The following is a 17176-nucleotide window of genomic DNA, read 5'->3' on the forward strand; positions in this document are numbered from 1 at the left end:
TCTCTGGGTTGAACACGGCCTGCCGCCGGTAATGTGACGCTCCACATAACGTTCATGAAGCTAATCGGCAAGCGGATGGTGCTTTTGAACCAGCTCGGCAAGGCGTTTTTCAAGCACATGCGTATAGATTTGCGTCGTGGATATGTCCGAATGACCCAGCAGTTCCTGCACGGCGCGCAGGTCCGCACCATTTTGCAGAAGATGGCTTGCAAAGGCGTGGCGCAGCACATGCGGTGAGATCTTCGCCGTATCGATGCCCGCGCGCGCGGCGACCGCCTTCAGTTCCCGTGCAAAGACCTGTCGTGGCAGGTGACCACTCTCGGAACTGGCAGGAAAGAGCCAGGTGCTCTCTGCCCAGGAGGGGTTTGCCTTGCGCACGGTGAGCCAGGTCTGCATGGCCGCGCGCGCCTTGCCGGAGAGCGGCACAATACGCTCCTTGCCGCCCTTGCCGCGCACGGCAAAGAAACGCTCGTCCCGAAGCGCAACCGTTACCGGCAGGCTCACCAGTTCTGAAACGCGCAGGCCCGAGGCGTAGAGCACCTCAAGCAGTGCATGAAGCCTCACCGCGGCAGTGTGCTCCGGCGTACCTGCCGTTGCTTCGTGGGTCTCTGCTTCTGCTCGTTCCAGCAGGTTTCCCGTATCCTTCTCGCTCAGCGTCTTCGGCAGGCCGCGCCCCTTTTTCGGGCTGTCGAGTACGCCTGTCGGGTCGTCGCCGCGCAGACCTTCGGCATAGAGAAACTGGAAAAACTGCCTGAGGGCGGAGAGCTTGCGGGTCTGGGTGGTGGCTGCAAAACCCTGAGTGGAAAGGGTGCTCAAAAAAGCGCGCAGATCGTCTGCGTCGGCATCCTGCAGTGTCTTTCCACTTGCTGCAAGATGCAGGGCTGCGTCTTCCAGGTCACGGCGGTAGGAGGCTAGCGTGTTGTCGCTGGCGCCGCGCTCGGCTGCCATCATCTCCAGAAAAGCCTCGATGCGCGCGCCGCTGCCGATCCTGGGTGTCATTGCGATGGATTCAGCTTTTCTGCCGGAATCCGCACACTCATCTCGCCGGTCTGCGGTTCCACGAAGGTCACGAGAGCGACCATGGCGCCATAAACCAGGCCGGCAAGGACCGCGATGATCATCAATAGCCGAAAAAGCGTCGGCATGCTTTCAGTGCCCCGTTCTGTCTTCCCCTGCCCAGGCCGTTTATGGGATGCCGGTTCCTTCTTTGCAAGCAAGTATGTGGGGTGCTCGACAGTCAAGCGCTTGACGGATCATGGCTTTTATGTCGAAACCGGCAGGCAGAGGCGCGAGAATGACATTCACCGAAAACCTATCAGTTCCAGATGCAGAAAATCTCGCTTGCCGGCTGGGCAGGCGGTCGCTGGTCTTCGTCGGCCTGATGGGCGCAGGCAAGACGGTGATTGGCCGGCGTGTGGCCGATGTGCTGAAATTGCCCTTCATCGACAGCGATCACGAGATCGAGACGGTCTCGCGCATGACGGTGCCGGATCTGTTCGCAGCCTATGGTGAAACCGAGTTTCGTTCGCTGGAGCGCCGGGTGATCGCTCGCTTGCTGAAGAGCGGACCCCGTGTTGTCTCCACCGGCGGCGGGGCGTTTATGAACGCTCAGACGCGCCGGGCCGTCGCGCGGCGCGGTGTCTCGGTCTGGCTGAAAGCTGATCTGCCGACCCTGATGGAGCGTGTCGGGCGTCGTTCGAACCGACCCCTCTTGAACAATGACGACCCCGAAGGCGTCATGCGCAGTCTCATGGACGAACGCTACCCGCTCTACGCCGAAGCAGACATTGTCATTCACTCGCGCAACGAGCCCAAGGAGGTCATCGTGGCCGAGGTCATTGCCGCCCTCGACGCGTATCTGCAGGACGAACGCCGGAAGGACATCCGATCATGAATGATGTAAATGCCGCGCCCGCTAGGGTGCATGTCTCGCTTGGTGCGCGCTCCTATGACATCCTGATCGGGCCGGGCTTGCTGGCACAGGCGGGCGCGGAAATTGCCTCCCGCCTCCCTGGTGTGCGCGCAGCGATTGTCACGGACACCAATGTCGCGGCAAATCATCTGGCAACCCTTCAGGGAAGTCTCGCTGCCGCTGGTGTGGAATCGGCCGCGATCACTGTTGCACCGGGTGAGCGCTCGAAGAGTTTCGCGACGCTTGAAGAGGTGGTGGCCGGCATCCTCGATGCCCGGCTTGAGCGCGGTGATGTCGTCATCCCGCTTGGCGGTGGCGTGGTGGGCGATCTGGCGGGCTTTGCCTCCGGCGTCGTGCGCCGCGGCATGCACTTCGTCCAGGCGCCCACCTCGCTGCTCGCCCAGGTGGATTCCTCTGTCGGCGGCAAGACCGGCATCAACACTGCTCATGGAAAAAACCTGGTCGGCGTTTTCCACCAGCCGCAGCTTGTCATCGCTGATACGGTCGTGCTCGATACGCTTTCGCCGCGCGAGTTCCGCGCGGGCTATGCCGAGGTCGCCAAGTACGGGCTGATCGACCGGCCGGACTTCTTCGCCTGGCTGGAGAAAAACTGGCAGGCGGTTTTTGCCGGGGGGAGCGAGCGCGTCGAAGCCATTGCGCAGTCGTGTCAGGCGAAGGCCGACGTGGTGGCCCGCGACGAGCTTGAGAAGGGCGACCGGGCGCTGCTCAATCTCGGCCACACATTCGGCCACGCACTTGAGGCGGCGACGGGCTATGACAGCGCGCGGCTGGTGCATGGCGAGGGTGTCGCCATCGGCATGGCACTGGCACACCGTTTCTCCGCGCGGCTCAATCTGGCAAGCCCGGATGATGCCGAGCGCGTCGAGGCGCATCTTGCTGCTGTCGGTCTGCCCACCCGGCTTTCCGATGTGCCCGGCGACCTGCCTGGCGCCGATCGGCTTTTGACCTATATCGCGCAGGACAAGAAGGTATCGCGCGGCGCGCTTACCTTCATTCTCACCCGCGGCATCGGCCAGTCTTTCGTTGCGAAGGATGTGCCGGCAAGCGAGGTTTTGTCCTTTCTTGAGGGAGCTCTATCGCAATGACACCCGAGATGTGGATCACAGGCGGCATTATTCTGGGCCTGATCGCGCTCTCATTTCTCTTTTCGGGAACCGAGACCGGCATGACGGCCGTCTCGCGCGCCAGGCTTCACACGATGGAAGCAAATGGCGATGCGCGCGCCGGTCTGGTCGATCGCCTGATACAGCGGCGAGACCGGCTCGTGGGAGCGCTTCTGATCGGCAACAATCTGGTCAATATTCTCGCCTCTGCGCTCACGACCAGCCTGTTCCTGAAAATCTTCGGTGATGCCGGCGTGCTCTACGCAACCGTCATCATGACCGTCCTTCTGGTCATTTTTGCTGAAATCCTGCCCAAGTCCTGGGCGCTTGCAAAGCCCGAGCTGTTCGCGCTCACCGTGTCGCCTTTCGCGCGCATCGTGGTGCTTTTGTTCGGCTTCCTGTCCTCGCTTGCCAACGGGATTGTCCGGCTTCTTCTCTCGATTTTCGGCGTCGATCTGCAAAGCCGCGAGTCGATGCTGTCTGCCCATGAAGAGCTGCGCGGTACCGTCGAGGTGCTCCACCGCGAGGGTGCTGTGGTGAAACAGGACCGCGACCGTGTCGGCGGTCTGCTCGACCTGCATGAGCTGGAAGTCTCCGACGTCATGATCCACCGCACCAACATGCGTTCGGTCGATGCGGACGAGGCTCCGGAGGTTGTGGTGCGCGAAATCCTGCGCAGCCCCTACACCCGCATTCCGATCTGGAAGGGGTCGACGGAGAATATTGTCGGCGTTGTTCACGCCAAGGACCTCTTGCGCGCGCTCGGCGATGTGCAGAACGACTACACAAAGATCGACATCGCCAAAGTGGCGTCCAAGCCGTGGTTCGTTCCCGACACCACCACTTTGCAGGACCAGCTCAACGCCTTTCTGCGCCGCAAGGCGCACATCGCCATCGTCGTCGATGAGTATGGCGAGGTGGAGGGCCTTGTTACCCTCGAAGACATCATCGAGGAAATCGTCGGTGACATTGCCGATGAGCACGATGTGGAGGTTCAGGGTGTCAAACAGGAGGCCGATGGCTCCATCGTGGTGGAGGGCTCTGTGCCTATCCGTGACCTGAACCGCGCGCTCGACTGGAACCTGCCGGATGAGGAGGCGACGACGATTGCCGGCCTTGTCATCCACGAGACCCAGACGATTCCCGAAGAAAAGCAGGCCTTCACCTTCTTCGGCAAGCGCTTCATCGTCATGAAGCGCGACAAGAACCGCATCACGAAGCTTCGGATCAGGCCGCTCGCCTGATCCTCCGTTTTCGCTTGATCACCAGCGCGTCGGCTCGCCAGGAGCTGCCGGTTCGATGGCGAGTGCGTGTACCGGGTGTTTGAGTTCCTCGGCGAGCAGCTCATTGACGGCGCGGTGCCGTTCCACGCGGCTCATCCCGGCAAATGCTTCTGAAACGATACGCACGCGGAAATGCGTCTCGCCCGTGCCATCGAAATGCTCCTGGTGGCCTGCATGCAGGTGGCTTTCATTGATGACCGCAAGCCGCTCTGGAGAAAATGCACTGGTCAGCTTGCTTTCTATCGTTGACTGGATGGACAATTCCGTTTCCTCACACCATATGGGGTGCATCCCCAAATTCACGTTCGATTCAAGCGCTAGGTCGAACTTTGACCAAAAGTCAATTCTTGTATCCCTGCGCTGAGCGGCCATACTTCCACACTGATTTGGTGACACACAGTCCGATATGAAACCCTACTCGAAATATTTCGAGAAAATTCGAATTCGACCCGACCCTCAGGCGGAGGCGAAATCTCGCGCGCCACGCTGCCAATGGGATGGCTGCGATGAGCCGGGCATGCATCGTGCGCCCGTAGGGCGTCACGCGGAGGGGCAGTATTTCCGCTTCTGCGTCGATCACGCGCGGCAATACAACAAGGGCTACAACTATTTTTCAGGCCTGAGCGACACCGAGGTTGCGCGCTACCAGAAGGAAGCGCTGACGGGGCACCGCCCCACCTGGAAGATGGGCGGTGACAGCGAAACGCGTGCCGCTGCCGATTTTTCGACCTATCGTTCCGGCCGGGCTGCCTATCACAACCGCATGGGCGATCCGTTTAACCTGTTTGGCGACAAGCAGGCGGAGCGCAAGCCGCGTGCAAAACGTCTCAAACCGCTTGAGGCCAAGGCGCTGGAAACACTGGGCCTGGGCGCACAAGCCACTAGCGAAGAGATCAAGGCGCGGTATAAGAACCTTGTAAAGCAACACCATCCCGATGCGAATGGTGGCGACCGGGGGTCCGAAGACCGGCTCAGAAGCGTGCTTGAAGCATACCGTCTGTTGAAGCAGGCGGGTTTCTGTTAAAGCGCGCGTCTGATAAGACGCCTTGAACGATGTCTGATGAGACGTTCCGGAAAACAAAAAGTTCAAGCGATGCAGGCAAGGGCCTGGCCGCTGGAGGCATGATGAACAAGATTGACCGCGATATCGCAAATTTGCCCGACACGACCGTTTCGGTGAAAGATACATTCGGGTTTGACTCCGATATGGTCGTGCCAGCCTATTCCGTGGCCGATTCCCACGTGCCGGACGTTGATCCGGACTATCTGTTCGACAAGCAGACGACGCTCGCCATTCTGGCCGGTTTCGCCCACAATCGCCGCGTGATGGTTTCCGGGTATCACGGCACCGGCAAGTCGACCCATATCGAACAGGTCGCAGCCCGTCTCAACTGGCCCTGTGTCCGCATCAATCTCGACAGCCATGTCAGCCGTATCGACCTCGTCGGCAAGGACGCCATCGTCGTCAAGGAAGGCAAGCAGGTCACCGAGTTCAAGGACGGTATCCTGCCCTGGGCCTACCAGCACAATGTCGCGCTGGTCTTCGATGAGTACGATGCCGGCCGTCCGGATGTGATGTTCGTCATCCAGCGCGTTCTGGAATCGTCCGGCCGCCTGACCCTGCTCGATCAGAGCCGCGTCATCCGCCCGCATCCCGCCTTCCGCATCTTCGCCACGGCCAACACGGTGGGCCTGGGCGACACGACCGGCCTTTATCACGGCACGCAGCAGATCAACCAGGCGCAGATGGACCGCTGGTCCATCGTGACCACGCTCAACTATCTGCCGCATGACGATGAAGTCGCCATCGTTCAGGCCAAGAACAAGCATTTTCAGAACGAGAAGGGGCGTGAGACCGTTTCGCGCATGGTCCGGGTCGCCGATCTCACGCGCTCGGCGTTCATGAATGGTGATCTGTCCACCGTCATGAGCCCGCGTACGGTGATCATGTGGGCGGAAAATGCCGAGATCTTCGGCGATGTCGGCTTCGCTTTCCGCCTTACCTTCCTCAACAAATGCGATGAGCTGGAGCGGGCGCTGGTCGCCGAGTTCTACCAGCGCGCCTTCGGTGAGGAATTGCCGGAATCGGCTGCGAATGTTGCGCTGAGCTAGCGCGGCGACAAGGCCGAGAAAAGACGACCCGTGAGCCAGACCAACCGAAAGCCCGGACAAGCCGCCGAAGCGCCGCTCGACCCGTTCAAGCGGGCCACCACCGCCTGCATGCGCGCGGTGGCGGGCGATCACGAGCTTGAGGTGTCCTTTTCCAAGGACAAGCCGTCGCTGACCGGTAGCCGTGCACGCCTTCCTGATCTGCCCAAACGGGCGACGGCCGAAGCGCTCACGGTCACGCGCGGCATTGGCGATTCCATGGCGCTGCGCCGCGCCTGCCACGACATCGATCTGCACCGTCGTCTCGCGCCGGAAGGCAATGAGGCGCGTGCCATCTATGACGCCGTCGAGCAGGCGCGCGTCGAGGCTATTGGCTCGCGTGCCATGCAGGGCATGGGGGACAACATTGCCGCCATGCTCGAGGACAAGTATGAGCGCGCCAATCTGGCCGATGTGAGCGAAAGGGCCGATGCGCCGCTTGAGGAAGCGATCGCGTTGATGGTGCGCGAGAAGCTGACCGGTCGCCCCGCGCCAAAAAGCGGCGAGAAGCTTGTGGCGCTCTGGCGCGACTGGGTCGAGGACAAGGCGTCAGCGGACATTGACGCGCTAGCGAGCCAGATCGACGATCAGAACGGATTTGCCCGTGCCGTGCGCGATCTTCTCTCCTCCATTGACCTGGGCGAGGACCTGGCCGAGGAAGAGCAGACCGAGGAGAGCGAGGAAGACAGCGACGCACCCGAGGCGCAGGAACAGGCCGAGCAGAGCGAAGAGGATGATTCCGGCGGCGAAGAGAGCGAAGGCGAGGAGTCCAGCGGCGAGAGCGAGGACACCGAGACCGGCGAGAGCGAAGCCGGCGACACCACCGCCGACGATGTCTCAGAAGACGACGAGCTCGATTCGGAAACGCCTGGAGAGGCGCGCCGTCCCGACAGCCCGTTCGACCAGGCCGCGCGCGACATAGACTACAAGGTTTTCACCACCGAGTTCGACGAGACTATCGGCGCTGAAGAGCTTTGCGATGAGGAAGAGCTCGACCGTCTGCGCGCCTTCCTCGACAAGCAGCTCTCAAATCTGCAGGGCGTGGTCGGGCGTCTGGCGAACCGGCTGCAGCGCCGCCTGATGGCGCAGCAGAACCGCTCCTGGGATTTCGATCTGGAAGAAGGCGTTCTCGACACGGCGCGTCTGGTGCGCCTCGTGATCGATCCCATGCAGCCGCTTTCCTTCAAGCAGGAGCGCGACACCAATTTCCGCGACACGGTGGTGACGCTGGTGCTCGACAATTCGGGTTCCATGCGAGGCCGGCCGATCACGGTGGCCGCCACCTGCGCCGACATTCTGGCCCGCACGCTGGAGCGCTGCGGTGTGCGCGTCGAAATCCTCGGCTTCACCACGCGAGCGTGGAAGGGCGGGCAGGCGCGTGAGAAATGGCTCAAGGAAGGCAAGCCAGCCAATCCCGGCCGTCTGAACGATCTGCGCCACATCATTTACAAGAGCGCCGATGCGCCCTGGCGCCGCGCGCGGCGCAATCTCGGCCTGATGATGCGCGAAGGGCTCCTGAAGGAAAACATCGATGGCGAGGCGCTTCTGTGGGCGCACCAGCGCCTGATGGCGCGGCCCGAGCAGCGCAAGATCATGATGATGATTTCCGATGGCGCGCCGGTCGACGATTCCACCCTGTCGGTCAATCCCGGCAATTATCTGGAGCGGCATCTGCGCGGGGTCATCGAATTAATCGAGACCCGTTCGCCGGTCGAGCTTCTGGCCATCGGCATCGGCCATGACGTCACGCGCTATTATCGGCGCGCCGTCACCATTGTCGATGCGGAAGAGCTGGCCGGCGCCATGACCGAGCAGCTTGCTTCGCTCTTCGAGGAAGAGGGCGCGCGCCGTGGCGGCGGCGCGATGCGACGTGCGGGCTAGGCTGCGTCCTTTGGCCTTGCGCCTGTTGCTTGTGGCGTTGACACTTGCAACAGCCATCCCGGTAAAGGCTCAGGAACCGTCCATCCCCATGGCGGTCAATGCAGTGCCAATTCGGCATTTCGCCATTGGCTCTTATGAAACCGAATTCGGACCGCTGGAGTTTGTCGGCGGTCTCTCCATGACCTCACCGGTCGATCATTTCGGGGCGTTTTCGTCTTTTCGCTTCACCTCGCCTGGCACTGAGTTCATCGGCGTTTCCGACACGGGGTTCTGGTTTTTCGGGACTGTGACCCGAGATGCCGAGGGACGGCCTTCCGGCTTTGCCGAGTTCTCCATGCAGCCCATGGTGGACGGAGACGGCAATTCCACGCGCGAGAAATGGACCACCGATGCCGAAGGCATTGCCGTCAGGGGCGACCTGGCGACGGTGAGCTTCGAGCGCGTTCAGCGCATTGCCGAGTTCGAGATCGAGCGCGATGCCATGGGATCTGCCATCCGGGATCTGGATTATCTCGTTCCGCGAGAGGAGTTGCGCAGCAATCGCGGCTTCGAAACCATCGCCTATGCGCCGTCGGGCGGACGGCTGGAAGGTGCGCGGGTCATCGTTGCCGAGCGCAGCATCGATGAGGACGGCAATTGCTTTGCCGCCATTCTCGAAGGGCCGATGAAGGGTGTTTTCACCGTCGCGCGCTCCGAAGGTTTTGACATCACCGATGGCGCGTTTCTGCCCGATGGCGATCTGCTTCTGCTGGAGCGCCGCTTCACCTTCGCCAGCGGTGTCGCCTTGCGCATTCGCCGGATCGACGGCGCAACCATCGCGCCCGGCAGTGTGGCCGACGGCCCGGTGCTCTTCACCGCTGGCATGGATCACCAGATCGACAATATGGAAGCGCTCGATGTCTGGCAGCGTGCCGATGGCGCGACCATGGTGTCGCTCATGTCCGACGACAACCACTCGCTGCTGCAGCGCAATCTCTATCTGGAGTTTCGGCTGCTTGGGGAGTGAGTGGCGCCCTATGGCACCAAGCGCCCTCGCCCTTCGACAAGCTCAGGGCGAGGGCGCCTGGCTCAACCCTCTCAGCTGCCGCGCTTCGACTGCGTCGCCACTGCGTCCACCGTCATCCCATCTGCGCTGAACACCACGCCAAACAGCGCCTTGGCCTCGTCCGCCGTGTAATATCCGAGCGCTACGTCCCGCAAAACCTTCTCCGGCGCGCGCTTCAGCGGATCGCCATAGCCGCCGCCGCCCGGCGTTCCGACACAAACCCGGTCACCGGCTTTCAGTGGAATATCCTGTTCTTTGGAAAGATGTGGCGGCACATGGGCTTTTCCATCGCGCCACACCGTCACCTCGTTCACCCTGCCGTCCCTGCCGCCAAGCACGCCCTGCGGGCCGGTGCGGCCATGGTCCATCACGAAGGAGGCGCGGGCATCGCCGCGCAGAAGCTCCACCTCATAGGAAAGGCCGAACCCGCCGCGATGCTCGCCGGCACCGCCCGAGCCCTCGCGCAGCGCATAGCGCCGATAGAGCACGGGAAAGGCCTGCTCCATCACCTCCACGGGAGGCGATTTCGAAATGCCGATGGTCGAGCAGCCATTGGTCAGCCCGTCATGGTCGGCATTGCCGCCATAGCCGCCGCCGGAAATCTGGTACATCACGAAATCGCGGCCGCGCGCCGGGTCGTGCCCGCCAAGCGCAAAATTGCCGCTGGAGCCGGCAGGTGCAGCAGTCACCTTTTCCGGCAGCGCCTTCACCATCGCCGCGAATACGGCCTCCGCAATGCGCTGCGAGACCTCCGCCGCACAGCCCGAGACCGGGCGCGGATAGCGCGCGTCGAGAAACGTACCCTCCGGCCTCTTGATGATCAGCGGCTCGAACGCGCCCGCACTCAGCGGCACTTCGGGAAAGATGTGGCGCATCGCCAGATAGACGGAGGACAGCGTTGTCGCGAGCACGCTGTTCATCGGCCCCATGCAGGGCGGGCTCGATCCTTTGAAATCGAAGGTCAGCGTGTCGCCCTTCTTTTCGATGGCCAGCGCGATGGTCAGCGGTTCGTCCATCACGCCGTCGGAATCCACGAAAGCCTCGCCGCGATAGACCCCGTCGGGGATCGGCGCGATCAGCGCGCGCATCTGCGTCGCCGCGCGGGTGCGCAGTTCGGCAATGGCCTGTCGCACGGTCTCGTCGCCATAGCGATCGAGCACCTGTGCCAGCCGATCTGCACCCACTTCCAGCGCCGCGCCCTGCGCCCGAATATCGCCGATGCGCTGGTCGGCAACGCGGATGTTGGAGCAGATGATCGCGTAGATTTCAGGATCCAGTTCGCCCTTCTTGAAAAGCTTCACCGGCGGCAGGCGCAGCCCTTCCTGCTCCACCGCCGTGGCGGAGGCGGAAAAGCCGCCCGGAACCGCGCCGCCAATGTCCGGCCAGTGGCCGGTGTTGGAGAGCCAGCAGAAGATTTTCCCATCACGCCAGACCGGCATGGCAAAGCGCACATCCATGAGGTGTGTGCCGCCGAGATACGGGTCGTTGACGATGTAGATGTCGCCGGGTTCGGGCGCTGCCGTCTCGCCGCCCGCGATGCGCTCGATGAGCGTGCGCGTGGAATACTGCATCACGCCGACAAAGACCGGCAGCCCGGCCGAGCCCTGCGCAATCAGCGCGCCATCCTCGGCGGCGTAGATGCCGTCCGAACGGTCGTTTGCCTCGGCGATGACGGGAGAGAAGGCGGCGCGCGAGAAGGTCAGGTCCATCTCGTCGCACACCTGCTGAAGTGCCGCCTGAATGACGGAAAGCGTGATGGCGTCGAGAGAAGAGGTGTCGTTCATCGGCCCGCTCCCACCGTGATGATGATGTTCCCATCGGCATCGGATGCGGCCCGGTCGCCGGGTTCGATCACCGTTGTCGTGTCGAGCTGTTCAAGGATCGCCGGCCCCTCGATCTCCGCATCGAGCGGCAGTCTTTCGCGGGCATAGACCGGCGTGTCGTGCCAGTCGCCGGCAAACCAGACCTGTCGTTTTTCGTTCAGCGCCTCGGCCAGTGTTGCCACACGTCCCGCCGGGTCGATCAGGCTGGCAAGGTCGATATCGGCGCGCACGCCGATCACGGAGGTGTTGAGATTGACGAGATTGGCGCGGATCTCTGGCAGACGCACCTTGAAGCGGGCGAAATAGGCTTCTTCAAAAAGCGTCTGCAGCGTATCGCGATCAACCTCGGGGCCGGGCAGCGGCACATTGATGAGATGCGTCTGGCCGACAAACTGCATGTCCGCCGTGTGCACACACTCGATGCGCTCCGGCTGCACCGTCTCTTCCGCGATCAGCGCCTCGCCCTCGGCGCGCTGCTCTTCAAGCACGCTTTTGACCAGCGCCACGTCGAGGCTCGCGACAGGGCGGTTCACCGTGCGCACAAAATCGTGCCTGAGGTCCGCGACCACGCAGCCGAGCGCGTTGGTGATGCCGGGCCGCGCCGGCACCATCACGCGCGGAATGCCTAGTTCGCGGGCAAGGGCTGCCGCGTGCAGCGGCCCAGCGCCGCCGAAAGCGAACAGCGCGAAATCGCGCGGGTCGTGCCCCTTGCCGAGCGAGACCATGCGGATCGCGCCCGCCATCTTGATGTTGGCGATCTGCAGCACCGCACCCGCCGCTTCCACGCCCGAAAGCCCGAGACGGCTTCCAAGCCTTTTTGCAAAGATCGCCTCGACTTCGGAAACGGAAACCGGATTGTCGACGGAGAGAAGTTTTTTCGAGTTCAGCCGGCCCAGAAGAAGGTTGGCATCGGAGATGGTCGGCTCCGTGCCGCCGCGGCCATAGCAGATCGGGCCAGGCTTTGCGCCCGCGCTCTGCGGCCCCACTTCCAGAAGCCCCGCATCGTTGACGCGCGCGATCGATCCGCCGCCGGCTCCCACCGTGTGCACGTCCACCATCGGCACGTGGATCGGCATGGCATATTCCACCTCAATCTCGTTGGAGACGGCCGGTCGCGCGCCGCGCACCAGAGCCACATCGGTGGATGTGCCGCCCATATCGTAGGTGATGAGATTGTCGAGGCCCGCCCGCCGCGCCGTGAAGGCTGCGGCCATCACGCCCGAGGCCGGGCCGGACATCACCGTCTTGGCGGCCTCACGGGCCACATGGGCAGCGGAAATCATGCCGCCATTGCCATTCATCACCAGAAAGTCGCGCGCATAGCCGAGGCCCTGCAACTCGTTCGAAAGCCGGGCGATGTAGCGCTCCAGGATCGGCTGCACCGAGGCGTTGACCGCGGCCGTTACGCCGCGTTCGAATTCGCGCGCTTCGGAAAGCAGCGCATGTCCGGTGGTGATGTAATTGTTGGGCCAGAGTTCGGCGGCAATTTCAGCCGCGCGCTTTTCGTGCGTCGGGTTGGCATAGGCGTGCAGGAAGTGGATCACCAGCGAAACGCAGCCCTGATCGAGCAGCGCCTTCACCGCCGCGCGCACACCATCCTCATCGAGTGGTGTGAGCACGTTTCCGGCGGCGTCCATGCGCTCATCCACCTCGAGCCGCAGATTGCGCGGCACCACCGGAGTGAAGGTTCCTGTCATGCCATAGGCCTGTGGCCGTGTGCGCCGCCCAAGCTCGATGATGTCGCGGAAACCGGCGGTCGTTATCATCCCGGTTCTGGCAAGCTGCCGCTCCAGCACCGCATTGGTCGTGGTGGTCGTGCCATGCACGATCAGGCCGATCTCGGATGCCGGAACCCCGGTCTCGCGTATCGCGTTGACCACACCGAAAGCCTGGTTCTCGACGGTGGTCGGGGTCTTGGCGACCCGCACCCGGGCTCCCGTGTCCGACCCTTCGCGGGAATCGATCAGGATCAGGTCGGTGAAGGTGCCGCCCACATCGATGCCGACGACCACAGAACCCGAATTGATGCCTTTTTTCTCATTCATGGGTGAAATCCGGAATGTGAAACCTTTGTTGACCCGACCAAATGAAATAGGTGTCGAACGCACCAAACTTGACGTCAAATTCATTTGTATACTAATAATTTCGACAGGCAAGAGCAGCCATTGGTACCGCGATTTGGGTTTGCATCCGAACCGGAAACAGGCATAGAGACTTCCGACCGAACGAGGACAGTATTCATGGACAGCGCTGCGCTCCGCGAGAACGACGCCGAAAAGACCCCTGAATTCCCGATTCCCGCCGGCTGCTTTGCCGAGCGCGTGACATCGGTGAAACACTACACGGACAATCTCTTTGCCTTCCGCATCACGCGGCCGCAGAGCTTCCGCTTCCGCTCCGGCGAGTTCGTGATGATCGGCCTGCCCAATGCGGAAAAGCCTGTCTTCCGTGCCTATTCCATCGCCAGCCCCGCCTGGGACGAGGAGGTGGAGTTCTTCTCCATCAAGGTGCCGGATGGTCCGCTGACCCAGCATCTGCAGAAGATCCAGCCCGGCGACACGGTGCTCATGCGCCAGAAGTCCACTGGCACGCTGGTCAACGATGCGCTGACGCCGGCGAAAAACCTCTACATGATCTCCACCGGCACGGGCATCGCGCCCTTCGCGAGCCTGATCCGCGACCCGGAGACCTATGAGAAGTTCGACAACATCATTCTCACCCACACCTGCCGCGACGTCGCCGAGCTTGACTACGGCAAGGAACTGGTGACCGCTCTCAGGGACGATCCGCTGATCGGCGAGCTGGTCGAGGGCCGCCTGACCCATTTCACCTCCACCACGCGCGAAACCTCGCCCGTAATGGGACGCATCACGACGCTGATTGAGAATGGCGAACTCTTCAAGAAGCTCGGCACCGAGCCTTTCGATCGCGAGAATGACCGCGTCATGATCTGCGGCTCCATGGCCATGCTCAAGGATGTGAAGGCGCTGGTCGAGAAGGCGGGCCTCAAGGAAGGCTCCAACGCCGAGCCGGCCGATTTCGTCGTCGAGCGCGCCTTCGTCGGCTGAGGTTGTGTTCAGGGCAGGGCGTCTCGGCCCCATTGCCATGCGGTCCGGTTGGCGCTTCGCCCGGTCGGGATGAAGCTCTTCACATGATCGCACCACATCTTTGCCCCTTCGCCTCCTGAACCTGCCGAACGGGTGCGGGTAGAAGGGGCTGCGACCCCGAACACTCCCTCGTCATCCTCGGACCTGATCCGAGGACCCTTGCCGGGACGCCGGGGATAAACTTCGACCCGTCCTGGGCACGTACATTTTTTCTCACCCGCACCCCGTCACCACCGCAACGGCATGGATCCCATGGTCAGGCCATAGGATCACGAGGGAGTTGAAGCGCGTTCCCTACTCGCTATTCGCTACTCCCTATTCGCTCTTTTCTCCCCACCCTCAAAACCTCCGCTACACTTCCCCCATCGCCCCTGTCGGGAACCGGGTCCGGAGCCGGGGATCAGGAGGGGCGACGGCAGCCTCCCCCTCGGGTTCGGTAACCCGGGGCCTGTGAGGGCCCGCGAAAGGCCGGCGGCCGGCATCATGCCGGTTGCGGAAAAGCCGCTAGGGCACAGATCGCCCGAGTGACCGGCCGGCAGACGGGACAGCGGCCGGCGGGGCGCGCTTTTCGCGCCACTTATTTCACAACAGAGAGGCACGAAAAACGCGCCCCGTTTCCCGAACGATCCAAACCCCGGCGGCAACCCCGCGCGGCAACGAAGGAGCCTGTCCAGAAATGCCCGCGCGCCCCCTCTGCAGAATGCGCACCAGCACCAAACGCCCCTTCTCCCTGCGAGCGGGTAGAAGGAGGCTGGCATCCCGGGCCTGACCCGGAACCCATTGGCAGAATGCGCAAGAGCGCGGCCCGGTTTTCATCAAGTGAGCTCCCAATGCTTCTTGACGCCCTCCCGCAACCATGCAAAAAGCGCTTTAATACATCGATAAATCCGGATATTTGGATAATGCAAAAGTTTGAGGCTATCGACGCACTTGCCGCGCTTGGTCAGGAGACCCGGCTCGATGTGTTTCGCCTGCTTGTGAAGGCAGGGCCCGGGGGGCTGCCCGCGGGAGAGGTGGCGACCAGGCTCGGTGTCGTGCAGAACACCGCTTCCGCGCACCTCAAGGTTCTTTCGCAGTCGGGCATGATCCGGGCCGAGCGGGAAGGGCGCATCATTCGCTACACCGCCGACATGACCGGCTTTCGCGATCTCCTCGCCTTCCTCATGGAAGATTGCTGCAACGGAAATCCCGATCTGTGCCGCCCCGCCATCGAGGCTGCGACCTGTCACTGCTAGGAGGCTTGTGCCATGAGTGATAAAACGTTCAATGTACTTTTTCTGTGCACCGGAAATTCCGCTCGGTCCATTCTTGCTGAAGCGGTCTTGAACCGGGTCGGCGCGGGGCGCTTCAAGGCTTACTCAGCGGGCTCCCAACCTAAAGGATCGGTGCATCCATTCGCGCTGGAACTGCTCGAACGCATGAACCACGATATCTCCTTTGCCCGCTCCAAAGACTGGGCAGAGTTCGCAACACCGGATGCTCCCAAGCTCGATTTCGTCTTCACGCTTTGCGACAGTGCTGCGCAGGAAGCATGTCCTGTCTGGCCCGGCCAGCCGATGACAGCCCATTGGGGGCTTCCCGACCCGGCGGCGGTTACCGGCACCGAGGCCGAGAAGCGTCTCGCTTTCGCAGACACCTACCGCATGCTCAACAATCGCGTCACCATCTTCACGGCGCTGCCGCTCGCCTCGCTTGACCGGCTTTCCCTGCAGCGCCGCCTTGATGATATCGGCCGTGCTCCTGCCCATACCGAATAGGATTCACTGATGACCGACCATATTCTGAACCGCAGTGACGCCCCGGCGGGCGGCATCGGCTTCTTCGAGAAATACCTGTCCGTGTGGGTGGCGCTCTGTATCATCGCGGGCATAGCCCTCGGAAATCTGATGCCGGGCCTGTTCGGCTTTCTCGCATCCCTCGAATACGCCTCAGTCAACCTGGTCGTTGCCGTTCTCATCTGGGCGATGGTCTTCCCGATGATGGTCAATGTCGACTTCGCGAGCCTCAGCCATATTGGCGACCGCCCCAAGGGACTTGTCCTGACGCTCGCCGTCAACTGGCTCATCAAGCCCTTCACCATGGCAGCACTCGGCGTTTTGTTCTTCGAATATGTCTTCGCGCCGTGGATCGAGCCCGCCGATGCGCAGCAATACATTGCCGGCCTCATCCTTCTGGGCGCAGCACCCTGCACGGCGATGGTTTTCGTGTGGAGCCAGCTCACCCGGGGCGATGCCACCTACACGCTCGTGCAGGTCTCGCTCAACGATGTGGTGATGATATTCGCCTTCGCGCCCATCGTCGCGCTTCTGCTCGGCGTGACAGACATTTCCGTCCCGTGGGAAACGCTGCTTCTGGCCACCGGCCTTTATGTGGTGATCCCGCTCGTCGCCGGTTTCCTGACCCGCAAATGGCTGACCGGTCGCGCTTCGGGCGCGGAGGCGCAGAAGGCAGTTTCGGATTTCACCGCTTCGCTGAAACCCGTTTCCGTGATCGGCCTTCTGGTCACTGTTGTGCTGCTCTTTGGTTTTCAGGGGCATGTCATCGTCGAGCGGCCGATCCTGATCGTGCTGATCGCGGTGCCGCTCCTGATCCAGTCCTACGGCATCTTCTTCCTGACCTATTTCGTGGCCCGCATCTGGAAAGTGCCGTTCAATGTCGCTGCCCCCTGCGCCCTTATCGGTACGTCGAACTTCTTCGAGCTTGCGGTGGCTGTGGCCATCAGCCTGTTCGGCTTGAATTCCGGCGCGGCACTTGCCACGGTGGTGGGCGTTCTGGTCGAGGTGCCGGTGATGCTGTCGCTGGTCGCCTTTGCCAACCGCACCCGAGACTGGTTTCCCACGAGCTGAGCGAGAC

The 17176-nt window shown here is 62.3% G+C and carries 16 protein-coding genes; 11 read left to right on the plus strand and 5 right to left on the minus strand.

The genetic code is table 11. From position 1 onward, the window contains the following. Positions 1 to 60 precede the first annotated feature (60 nt). Together xerD and P2W41_RS03505 are read right to left on the minus strand one after the other, a co-directional pair. Positions 61 to 987 (minus strand): site-specific tyrosine recombinase XerD, encoded by a 927-nt coding sequence (xerD, locus tag P2W41_RS03500; protein ID WP_404934913.1) that lies wholly within the window; start codon positions 985 to 987, stop codon positions 61 to 63. 8 nt (positions 988 to 995) lie between these two features. After that, positions 996 to 1145, minus strand: a complete 150-nt coding sequence (locus tag P2W41_RS03505; protein ID WP_223021831.1) for a histidine kinase — start codon at positions 1143 to 1145, stop codon at positions 996 to 998. Positions 1146 to 1294: 149 nt separating this feature from the next. Between P2W41_RS03505 and P2W41_RS03510 the strand changes: the two genes are divergently transcribed. From P2W41_RS03510 to P2W41_RS03520, 3 genes are read left to right on the plus strand one after another with little or no spacing between them, the layout of a single operon-like run. Next, entirely contained in the window at positions 1295 to 1894 is a 600-nt protein-coding gene (locus P2W41_RS03510; protein ID WP_292897813.1) for a shikimate kinase, read from the plus strand. Next, the gene (gene aroB / locus P2W41_RS03515) at positions 1891 to 3018 is read left to right on the plus strand and encodes a 3-dehydroquinate synthase (protein ID WP_404934323.1); all 1128 of its coding nucleotides are present in this window, start codon (positions 1891 to 1893) and stop codon (positions 3016 to 3018) included. The genes P2W41_RS03510 and aroB overlap by 4 nt, the downstream gene beginning before the upstream one ends. Beyond that, positions 3015 to 4280, plus strand: a complete 1266-nt coding sequence (locus tag P2W41_RS03520; RefSeq protein ID WP_292897809.1) for an HlyC/CorC family transporter — start codon at positions 3015 to 3017, stop codon at positions 4278 to 4280. Before aroB ends, P2W41_RS03520 begins: the two co-directional genes overlap by 4 nt. An 18-nt stretch (positions 4281 to 4298) precedes the next feature. Here P2W41_RS03520 and P2W41_RS03525 read toward each other — a convergent pair whose 3' ends face one another. Next, entirely contained in the window at positions 4299 to 4580 is a 282-nt protein-coding gene (locus P2W41_RS03525) for a BolA family transcriptional regulator (RefSeq protein ID WP_292897808.1), read from the minus strand. A 145-nt stretch (positions 4581 to 4725) separates the two neighbouring features. Here P2W41_RS03525 and P2W41_RS03530 point away from each other — a divergent pair, with 145 nt between their 5' ends. The 4 genes from P2W41_RS03530 (at position 4726) to P2W41_RS03545 (ending at position 9354) form a co-directional block, all read left to right on the plus strand. Then, entirely contained in the window at positions 4726 to 5343 is a 618-nt protein-coding gene (locus P2W41_RS03530) for a J domain-containing protein (protein WP_292897806.1), read from the plus strand. 101 nt (positions 5344 to 5444) lie between these two features. Continuing rightward, positions 5445 to 6431 (plus strand): cobaltochelatase subunit CobS, encoded by a 987-nt coding sequence (cobS, locus tag P2W41_RS03535; protein WP_292899963.1) that lies wholly within the window; start codon positions 5445 to 5447, stop codon positions 6429 to 6431. Between the two features lie 30 nt (positions 6432 to 6461). Beyond that, entirely contained in the window at positions 6462 to 8348 is a 1887-nt protein-coding gene (gene cobT, locus P2W41_RS03540; protein WP_404934324.1) for a cobaltochelatase subunit CobT, read from the plus strand. Between the two features lie 88 nt (positions 8349 to 8436). Beyond that, positions 8437 to 9354 (plus strand): esterase-like activity of phytase family protein, encoded by a 918-nt coding sequence (locus P2W41_RS03545; protein ID WP_404934325.1) that lies wholly within the window; start codon positions 8437 to 8439, stop codon positions 9352 to 9354. Positions 9355 to 9425: 71 nt separating this feature from the next. Here the strand turns inward: P2W41_RS03545 and P2W41_RS03550 are convergent, their stop codons facing one another. Both P2W41_RS03550 and P2W41_RS03555 read right to left on the minus strand, forming a co-directional pair. Beyond that, on the minus strand, positions 9426 to 11177 hold the full coding sequence (locus P2W41_RS03550; protein ID WP_404934326.1) for a hydantoinase B/oxoprolinase family protein: 1752 nt from the start codon (positions 11175 to 11177) through the stop codon (positions 9426 to 9428). Further along, on the minus strand, positions 11174 to 13261 hold the full coding sequence (locus P2W41_RS03555; protein ID WP_404934327.1) for a hydantoinase/oxoprolinase family protein: 2088 nt from the start codon (positions 13259 to 13261) through the stop codon (positions 11174 to 11176). Before P2W41_RS03555 ends, P2W41_RS03550 begins: the two co-directional genes overlap by 4 nt. Before the next feature lie 195 nt (positions 13262 to 13456). Here P2W41_RS03555 and P2W41_RS03560 point away from each other — a divergent pair, with 195 nt between their 5' ends. The 4 genes from P2W41_RS03560 to arsB all read left to right on the plus strand — a co-directional run bounded on the left by P2W41_RS03560 (position 13457) and on the right by arsB (position 17169). After that, the gene (locus tag P2W41_RS03560) at positions 13457 to 14284 is read left to right on the plus strand and encodes a ferredoxin--NADP reductase (protein ID WP_404934328.1); all 828 of its coding nucleotides are present in this window, start codon (positions 13457 to 13459) and stop codon (positions 14282 to 14284) included. A gap of 941 nt (positions 14285 to 15225) precedes the next feature. After that, complete coding sequence (locus P2W41_RS03565) at positions 15226 to 15558, plus strand: ArsR/SmtB family transcription factor (protein ID WP_404934329.1); 333 nt, start codon at positions 15226 to 15228, stop codon at positions 15556 to 15558. Between the two features lie 12 nt (positions 15559 to 15570). Continuing rightward, positions 15571 to 16080, plus strand: a complete 510-nt coding sequence (locus P2W41_RS03570) for an arsenate reductase ArsC (RefSeq protein WP_292897793.1) — start codon at positions 15571 to 15573, stop codon at positions 16078 to 16080. 9 nt (positions 16081 to 16089) lie between these two features. Beyond that, entirely contained in the window at positions 16090 to 17169 is a 1080-nt protein-coding gene (arsB, locus tag P2W41_RS03575; protein ID WP_404934330.1) for an ACR3 family arsenite efflux transporter, read from the plus strand. The last annotated feature ends 7 nt before the right edge of the window (positions 17170 to 17176 follow it).

It is taken from the genome of Nitratireductor sp. L15S-10, from assembly GCF_045011005.1.
In the GTDB taxonomy this organism is placed as follows: Bacteria; Pseudomonadota; Alphaproteobacteria; order Rhizobiales; family Rhizobiaceae; genus Nitratireductor.